6 protein-coding genes are annotated in these 8,996 nt (G+C 63.7%); 3 read left to right on the forward strand and 3 right to left on the reverse strand.

The features are described 5' to 3' along the window. Positions 1-4: 4 nt before the first annotated feature. Genes RYH74_RS15825 through RYH74_RS15835 form a run of 3 tightly spaced genes read right to left on the reverse strand, consistent with a single transcriptional unit; the run spans position 5 to position 3,016 of the window. On the reverse strand, positions 5-529 hold the full coding sequence (locus RYH74_RS15825) for a serine O-acetyltransferase (RefSeq protein WP_075045158.1): 525 nt from the start codon (positions 527-529) through the stop codon (positions 5-7). A gap of 8 nt (positions 530-537) precedes the next feature. Next, positions 538-1,494, reverse strand: coding sequence for a glycosyltransferase family 2 protein (locus tag RYH74_RS15830; RefSeq protein WP_075045157.1), 957 nt, complete (start codon positions 1,492-1,494; stop codon positions 538-540). Between the two features lie 55 nt (positions 1,495-1,549). Next, the gene (locus RYH74_RS15835; RefSeq protein WP_075045156.1) at positions 1,550-3,016 is read right to left on the reverse strand and encodes an FAD-dependent oxidoreductase; all 1,467 of its coding nucleotides are present in this window, start codon (positions 3,014-3,016) and stop codon (positions 1,550-1,552) included. Between the two features lie 373 nt (positions 3,017-3,389). On the opposite strand from RYH74_RS15835, the gene RYH74_RS15840 reads away from it, so the two are divergent. From RYH74_RS15840 to galE, 3 genes are all read left to right on the forward strand, one after another. Next, positions 3,390-4,916 (forward strand): O-antigen ligase family protein, encoded by a 1,527-nt coding sequence (locus RYH74_RS15840; protein WP_317409716.1) that lies wholly within the window; start codon positions 3,390-3,392, stop codon positions 4,914-4,916. 5 nt (positions 4,917-4,921) lie between these two features. Beyond that, positions 4,922-7,537 carry a cellulase family glycosylhydrolase gene (locus RYH74_RS15845; RefSeq protein ID WP_317409717.1) on the forward strand — a complete coding sequence of 872 codons (2,616 nt, stop codon included), beginning with the start codon at positions 4,922-4,924 and terminating at the stop codon, positions 7,535-7,537. 79 nt (positions 7,538-7,616) lie between these two features. Continuing rightward, the gene (gene galE / locus RYH74_RS15850; RefSeq protein ID WP_317409718.1) at positions 7,617-8,591 is read left to right on the forward strand and encodes a UDP-glucose 4-epimerase GalE; all 975 of its coding nucleotides are present in this window, start codon (positions 7,617-7,619) and stop codon (positions 8,589-8,591) included. The last annotated feature ends 405 nt before the right edge of the window (positions 8,592-8,996 follow it).

Consider the following 8,996-nt stretch of genomic DNA (forward strand, 5'->3'; position numbering starts at 1 on the left):
GGCCTCACTCGACGGGCGCCGTGGCGGCCGGTTGCCTGGCCTTGATGATGGCCGGCACCCCAACCGCCAGCGAATTGTCCGGCACATCCACCAGCACAACGGCATTGGCGCCAATGATCACGTCGTTGCCGATACGGATGCTACCCAGCACCTTGGCCCCGGTGCCGATATCGACGTTGTTGCCGAACACCGGTGCAATCGGCTCGTCGACGTTCTTCAGGCCCACCACCACCCCATTGCGGATGCGGCAGTCATCGCCAAAGCGGGCATAGCCGCTGATGACGATGCCGCCGAAATGGTCGATGACGAAGTTGCGGCCGATCACCACCTCGCACGGCAACTCCACACCCGTGATGATCTGCACGAACTTGAACAGGACCTTGTAGATGAGCGAAAACAGCTTGCGCAGCAGTGCCGGGCGCACCCCATAGCGCCAGCGGCCGAAGCGGTACACCAGCAGTACCCAGAAGCCCTGGGCGCCCCAGTCGCCACCGTGGGCACGCAGGTCGGCACGAATATTCTCGAACATGGCTCCACCTACCTTGTCGGTTGGCTGGCGTACCGGGTCTTCAACAACAGAGACCAGGTCGCCCGGCAGTGACGCCAGCAGGCCTGTATCGCGCCCCGGCCGCGTCGTTTCAACAGCGCCTTGAGTGCCAGCACCAGGTCGCCCAAGGTGACCAGCAGCATGTGCAGGGCCAGGCCCGCCAGCCCGTGATGCTTGCGGAAGTACAGCAGCTCGCTTTCGATCTGGTATGACGAAATCTGCCGGCTGGCCGCCTCAAGTTCGGCCACCGATCTGGAGCTTTCCCCACCGATGTGCACCACCGTGGTATGCGGGTAGAACACCACCTTCCAGCCTGCCGCCTTCACCCGCTTGCAGTGGTCGACCTCTTCGTAATAAAGAAAGTAGCGCGGGTCGAACAGGCCCACCTGGTCGAGCACTTCGCGGCGCACCAGGTAGAAGCAGCCAGGCAGCCAGTCGCACTCGCGGACCGAAGCGTGGTCCCAGTTCATTTCGTCGACCATCTTCAGGCCGGGGAACAAGCGCCCCAGCCCGGTACGCCCGACGAACACGTTGAGCGGTGTGGGGAAGTAGCGGCAACTGGGCTGCAGGTCGCCGTCGCGGCCCTCCAGGCGCACCCCCAGCACCCCGCACTCCGGGTGGGCTTCCATGTAGTCGAGGGTTTTCTGCAGGGAGTCGGCGGCGACGAAAGCATCGGTGTTCAGCAGCAAGGCGTACTTGCCCTTCAGGTGCGCCAGCAGCTGGTTGTTGGCTCGGCCGAACCCCACGTTCTGCCTGTTGCTCAGCAGCAGCGCCTGCGGGCACACCTCGGCCATGCGCTGCAGCGAGTCATCGACCGAGGCATTGTCCACCACCAGGTAGCTGGCCAGCCGTTCGCTGTCGGCCCGGCGCAGCGCATCGAACATCGGCTGCAGCAACCTGGCCGTGTTGAAGTTGACCACCATGACGTCCACAGGTTTGCTAGCCATTGTTGCCATCCCTCGAAGAAGTCCCCGCGCCTTTGCAGCATCAGCACAACATTCGTCACACCACGGCTTCCCTGGCCGCGCTCATCCTGGCATCGAGGTGGTCGGCCAGGCGTACCGCAAACTGCAGCAGCGGCATGGTCGGGTTGGAGGCACCGCCCGTGGCAAAGATGCTGCTGCCGGCGATGTAAAGGTTTTCGGTACCGAACACCCTGCAGTTGGTATCGACAACACCGAACTGCGCCGACGACGCCATGCGCGTGGTACCCATGTGGTGGGCATGTGGCGACAGCTTCAGCGGTATCGAGGTGTCATAAACGAAGTCATTGAGCTTGATGAACCCCAGGTTCATGTCCGCCCACTGCTTGGCCAGTTCGCTGCCAATGCACTTGATGGTGTGCCGGTCATCAGCGCTCAGGGCCCAGTTGACATTGACCTTGGCCACGCCCAGTGCGTCCCTCTCGTCCAGCAGCGAAATGCGGCTGCGCAGGTTGGGGAACTGCTCGATCATGGTGCTGATGACACCGTCACCGGGGCAACTGAACTTGGTCACGAAGGCGATCTTGCTGGCGACCCCCATGTCGCAGGCCAGGTTCTCCAGAAAATGCTTCACCTCGGCAGTACGACCATAGGTTTGTACATCGGCCAGCAAGGCGGCCCTGACATTGCCTTTACCTGCCTTGTATTCGTCAACGAAGGCATCGGTGGTGTAGTACTCGCGCGGCTCGGGGGCCAGCCCCGACTTGAGGATGAAAGTGCCAAGGTCAATATTCAGATGCTCCATGAAACACCGGCCGACCAGCCCGTCCTTGCTCACGACCCCCGCCGCCAGCAACGACTCGCTGTTGAGCAGTTGCCGGGCATTCTCGATGGCACCGGTGGCCAGCACGAAGTTTCTCGCAACCAGGCGCTGGCGATTGCACGCGTAATCGGACAGTACGACTGCGGCCAGGTGGCCGGAGGCCTGGTCGAACTCCAGGTTCACGCAATTGCAGTTGATGAACACGTCCAGGCCTTGGGTCTGTTCCAGGGCCGTGCCGTACTTTTGCGCAAAACGCGTGGGCGGGCTGAGCAGAAAGCGGTCTGGCTCGAATTCTCCGCCGTCGAGGCCAGCATTCAACGCGTGAAAATCCGACCCGGGCGGCAGGTCGACGATATCCATGGCAGCAGGCAGGTAGCCTGCTATCTCCGAATAGGGAATGGGCCAGCCAGGCAGGTCGCCAATAGGGGGAACGGCGAAATCCGAGGGGCTGAACGGCCGGCAACGGCCGGCCCAATGGTTGGATGTGCCGCCCAGGTAACGCAGGCGAGCCTCCCCGGCGTACAGCTCCAGGCCAGTGGATGCACAAGCGTACAAGGCTTGCGAGTTCGCCGAATATTCACGCCCGCCACCTTCGGCAAGCAGTACGCTCCAGCCCGCTGCGGCCAGGCGCAGCCCCAGGGTGATGCCCGCGGGGCCGGCACCGATGATGCAGACATCGTAACTGTCGCGCAGGGCCTTCTGCTGCTGATAATCCTTGATCATGGGTGTTCGTTCCGGAAGTAGCGAGACGGCAATACCCAGCCGTTGATCACCACGAACCCGGGCCTGCCGGCAGGTTGGCTGGCAACGGCGGGCGTAGCAGCGAACACCAAACCACCAACCCCCAGCAACACGCAACTCTGAAGAAATCCTCTACGACCCGTTTGCGCAGTGCAAAAAGTAAGCTTCCCCATGACACAGTGACCTGCACCTTTGAAAGATTTACCCGACAAGCCGCATTACCGCCAGTCCCCGGGGCCAGCGTCACAATCGACGGCATGGCGTCGATCTCTGACCGATTGGCTAAAAGGTCACTATAGTTTCAATCAGCCACGATGCTAGCCGTTGCCCACCGACGCAAAGGTGCACATAGCCAATGCCTGAACATTTTCGTGCGTTGATCGTCATCCTGTTTCTGGCGAGCGTGGTCTTCCTGCTGGCGCAGCGGCCTGCCACCGACCTGATCCCGCTCAGCGACTTCAAGCGCCGGCGCAACCTGTGGTTCCTGCTTACCCTGCTGGCGTTCTTCTCGCACAGCTTCTGGCTGTACCTGGGTGCTGGCGCCGTCATCCTGTACATCGCCGGGCGCCGCGAACACAACCCCATGGCGCTGTTCTACACGCTGCTGTTCCTGGTCCCGCCGGCTTCGGTGCAGGTGCCCGGGTTTGGCGTGGTCAATTACCTGGTCGACCTCAACCATATCCGCCTGCTGACCCTGTGCGTGCTGCTGCCGGCGGCACTGGCCCTGCGCCGGCAGGGCGACACCCTGCGCTTCGGCCGCACCTGGCCCGACAGGCTGTTGGCGGCCGGCCTGCTGCTGATGAGCGTGCTGTACCTGCGCGAAACCACCCTGACCGACACCCTGCGCCAGACGCTGTACCTGTATGTCGACGTGCTACTGCCGTATTACGTGGCCAGCCGTGGCCTGCGCCAGATCAGCGACTTCAAGGACACCCTGCTGGCCTTCGTGCTTGCCTCCTTCGTCCTGGCCCTGATCGGCGTGGCCGAGTACGTGCGCCACTGGCTGCTGTACAGCGCCCTGGTCGATGCCATGGGCGTACCGTGGAGCATGTCCGGCTACCTGAGCCGTGGCGGTTCGCTGCGCGCCAGCGTCACCACCGGGCAGGCGATTGCCCTGGGCTATGTGATGAGCGTGGCCATCGGCCTGTTCCTGTTCGTCCAGGGTTACGTGCGCCGCCCCCTGCAGCGGGCGCTGGGCGCCCTGCTGCTGGCCGCCGGGCTGTTCGCGCCACTGTCCCGTGGCCCGTGGATCGGCGCCGTGGTCATCGTGGTGGTGTTCATCGCCCTGGGCAAAGGTGCGGTCAGGCGCCTGGCGCTGCTCGCCGCGGCCGGCGTGCTGGCCCTGCCCTTGCTGACCATCGTGCCCGGTGGCGACAAGGTACTGGACATGCTGCCGTTCATTGGCAACCTCGATAAAGAGAACATCACCTACCGCGCGAGGCTGATGGACAACTCGTGGATCGTCATCCAGCGCAACCCGCTGTTCGGCTCGTTCGACTTCCGCAACACCCCGGAAATGCAATCGATGATCCAGGGTGAAGGCATCATCGACATCGTCAACACCTACATCAACCTGGCGCTGCGGGTAGGGCTGGTCGGGCTTGGCCTGTTCGTGGCGTTCTTCGCCACCGTACTGCACGGCATCCGCAAGGCCATGCGCAGTTTCCCCGACAAGGACGACGAACAACGCCAGCTCGGCCGGGCATTGCTGGCGACACTGATCGGCATCCTGGTGATCATCTTCACCGTCAGCAGCATCACCTTCATCCCGGTGGTGTACTGGACTGTCGCCGGGCTGGGCGTGGCCTACATCCAGATGGTCCGCAGGCTGCACAACAGCCAGGCCATCGCGCTGGCCGACCCCGGCCTTCAACCAAGGTGACACTCATGAGCCTGTTCCCCCTGCGCAGCCGGGGTTTTCAAACCCTGCTGCGGGTTTCGGCCATTGCCGGCCTGGCCTTGCTGCCGCTCACCGGCTGGGCATCGGCGTGGCAAGTCAGTGTCGATGAACAGAACGGCCTGCCCATGGTGACCCGCGGCGGTGGGCCGGTGATGAAAGCCAAGTTCGACTTCTGGGCAGCCAACTGGAGCTGGACCGGTTTCTCCACCACGTTCAAGGTCAAAGGCCCCTACCATTACACGCTGCAGGGCAAGAACAAGGAGCTGGACTTCGACCTCACGGCGGATATCCGCAAGGAGCAGGCGCAAACCCTGAGCTGGGCCTTCGACCTCGACGCCCATAGCCGCCAGGCGGGGGTGATGGGCGGCGGCATGGTGTTCGAGTTCGACCCTGCGCAAATTGCCGGCGAGATGGGCGCCCCGCAGCTGCTGCCCGGCAACCGTGGCTGGTCGTGGGGCAAGGCTGACCAGGGCCGGCGCATCGAAATGCGCTTCGACCCGCCGCTGACCAAGGTGTATTTCGAGCGCGGCAACCCGTCCGAACTGCGTGCATTCATCTACAGCGACCCGATCAACGCCGGTCGGCAGCAGATCAAGGCAATGCTGAACATTGCCGGCGACATTGAGCTGGGGCCCACGCCCAGCGAACGCTTCGGCCTGGCCGACCCCGCCGGTTGGCCCGACGACCAACTGGACTGGCGCACTTCGCCAGTGGACCTTTCATTCCTTAACGCTGCGGAAAAGCCTGCCGGCAAGCACGGCTTCGTCAAGGCCGTCGGCGAGCAGCTGATGTTCGAAAACAACGCCCCGGTGCGCTTCTGGGGCACCAATCTGTCCGCCTATTCGCTGTTCAAGAGCCCCGACGAGGAAATCCGCCAACAGGCCAAGCGCCTGTCGGCACTGGGTTTCAACCTGGTGCGTTTGCACCATCACGATTCGCCCTGGGTCAGCCCGAACGTGTTTGGCGACGGCACCCTGGTGCGCGATACCCAGCAGCTCAGTGCCGAATCGCTGCGCAAGCTCGACCTGTGGATCAACGCGCTCAAGGACGAGGGCATCTACATCTGGCTGGACCTGCACGTGCAGCGGGCACTTACCGTCAATGACAACATCGATGACTTCAAGGAACTGGCCAAGGGCGAGAACCACGTCGACCTGAAGGGTTACGCCTATGTGAACCGCAGTATCCAACAAGCGATGAAACGCTTTGCCGAGCAGTACCTGACCCATGTGAACGAATACACCGGCCTGGCCTACAAGGACGACCCGGCCATCGCTGCCGTATTGCTCACCAATGAGAACGACCTCACCCAGCATTATGGCAACGCCCTGATGCCGAACAAGGATGTGCCGCACCACAGCGAGCGCTACATGGAAGCGGCCAAAGCCTTCGCCAAACAATACGACCTGCCCACCGACCTCACCTGGCGCGCCTGGGAGCATGGCCCTTCGAAGCTGTTTCTCAACGACCTGGAACAGCGCTTCAACGCCGACATGATCAGCCACCTGCGCGGCCTCGGCGTGAAAGTACCGATTGCCACCACCAGTACCTGGGGCGGCAATGGCCTGAGCGCGCTGCCGGCACTGACCGCAGGCGATGTCATCGATGCCCATGCCTACGCTGCCAATGGGCAACTGGAGAAGAACCCGTTGACCAGCGACGGCATGATCGACTGGCTCGCCGCCGCCCAGGTAGTCGGCAAGCCGCTGACCGTCTCCGAGTGGAACGCCGAACCCTTCCCGCTGCCCGACCGCCACTCACTGCCGCTGTACGTGGCCGGCACCGCCGCCCACCAGGGCTGGGACGCCATGCTGCAGTACGCCTACAGCCAGCAGGCCTTCAACCCAGGCTGGCGCACGGCGGACAACTGGCACGCGTACAACGACCCGGCGATGATCGCCACCCTGCCCGCTGCCGCCCTGCTCTATCGCCGCGCGGACGTGAAGCCGGCCACGACCCGCTATGTGTTCGCGCCGACACCCGCCACCCTGTACAACCAGGAGATCACCCCGCGCACTTCAGCGCTGCTGCGCACGGCCATGGAAAAGGGCCAACTGCAGATCGCCCTGCCACAGACGCCGGAGTTGCCCTGGCTGAAGCCCGCCGCCATCCCTGCCGGTGCGCAGGTACTGCAGGACCCGGGGCAATCCTTGCTGCCAGCCGACGCCATGGAAGCGGTCAGCGACACGGGCGAGCTCAAGCGCAACTGGCAACAGGGCATCTATACCATCGACACACCGCTGACCCAGGCCGCCACCGGCTGGCTGGGAGGTCGCTCGATCAGCCTGGGCGCCATCCAGGTGCAAGCACGAACGCCGTATGCCAGCGTCGTGGTGCAAAGCCTGGACGGCAAGCCCCTGGGCCAGTCACGCGAACTGCTGCTGTCGCTGGGTACCCGTGCCGTGCCCAAGGCCGATTACAAGACACCGTTCAACGTCGAGCCGCTTGCCGGCACCTTGAGCATCAAGGCGCCTGCTGGCCTGAAACTGTTCGCCCGGGACGCGCAGGCACAGTTGAAACCGTTACCGATGGCTTACCAGGATGGGCACTACAGCATCACGTTCGACGGCAAGTACATGTCCAACTGGCTGTTCTTGAAATAGGGTATATGGCCATCTACCCTCACCACAGACCTGTAGCTGAAAAGCGCGGCTGTACAACAGCAGAGTCCAGGAGGCATGGATGAAGTTTCTGGTTGTCGGTGGCGCAGGCTACATTGGCTCGCACATGGTCAAGCACTTGCTCGTTGCGGGCCATGAGGTGGTGGTGGCGGACCTGGTCTCGCCCGGCCCCGGCGTCCAGTGGGTGAAACTGGACATCGCCGACGAACCCGCCCTGGATGTGCTGTTCGGGGTTTGCCGTTTCGACGCCGTGTTCCACTTTGCCTCGTTCATCCAGGTGGGCGAGTCAGTCAGCGTGCCCGGCAAGTATTACCAGAACAATGTCTCGGCCACCCTTTCCCTCCTGCAGGCCATGGTGAATGCCGGTATCAGACACCTGGTGTTTTCTTCCAGCGCAGCCGTTTACGGCAACCCGCAGTACGTGCCGATCGACGAAACGCATGCCAAGGGGCCGATCAACCCGTACGGGTTGAGCAAATGGATGGTCGAGCAGATTCTCGAGGACTTCGACCGGGCCTACGGCTTGAAGTCGGTATGCCTGCGTTACTTCAACGCAGCCGGCGCAGACCCGCAAGGCCAGCTGGGAGAGCGCCATGACCCGGAAACCCATCTGATTCCGTTGATTCTGCAGGCCGCTTCGGGCCGGCGTGATGCGGTAACGGTATTTGGCCGCGACTACGACACGCCGGATGGTACCTGCATACGCGACTATGTACATGTGGCCGACCTGGCGGCGGCCCATGCGCTGGCGGTGCATTACCTGCTGGCGGGTGGCGAGCGAACCGCGTTCAACCTGGGCAATGGGCTGGGCTTTTCGGTGCAGCAGGTGATCGATACGGCCCGGGCGGTGACCGGCCGACAGATCCGCACCCTTGATGCCCCCCGCCGCCCGGGCGACCCGCCCCGGTTGGTGGCGGATGCCGGCAAGGCCATGCGCATGCTCGGCTGGCGGCCGGAGTTTGCCACGCTGGAATCGATTGTGCGGCACGCGTGGCAGTGGGAGTTGCAGTACCCCTGGGCTCAGCGCCAAAGCTGAGATTGTGGGGCTCGCTACCCAGCTGAAGGAATGCGCCCTACCTGTGGGCATGCCCGCGAACACCGGCCTAGCCGGTGCCACCCACCGCGTCGCCTGCTTCGCGGGCATGCCCGCTCCCACAAGGACCCCACCAGCCGAAGGAATGCGCTGTACCTGTGGGAGCGGGCGCGCCCGCGAACACCGGCGCAGCCGGTGCCACCCACCGCGTCGCCTGCTTCGCGGGCATGCCCGCTCCCACAGGGCCCCCACCAGCCGAAGGAATGCGCCATACCTGTAGGAGCGGGCGCGCCCGCGAACACCGGCGCAGCCGGTGCCATCCACCGCGTCGCCTGCTTCGCGGGTGAACCCGCTCCCACAGGGACCCCATCAGCTGAAGGAATGCGCCGTACCTGTGGGAGCGGGCGC

Origin of the sequence: Pseudomonas sp. LSJ-87, assembly GCF_032971465.1 — a bacterium.
In the GTDB taxonomy this organism is placed as follows: domain Bacteria; phylum Pseudomonadota; class Gammaproteobacteria; order Pseudomonadales; family Pseudomonadaceae; genus Aquipseudomonas; species Aquipseudomonas putida_Z.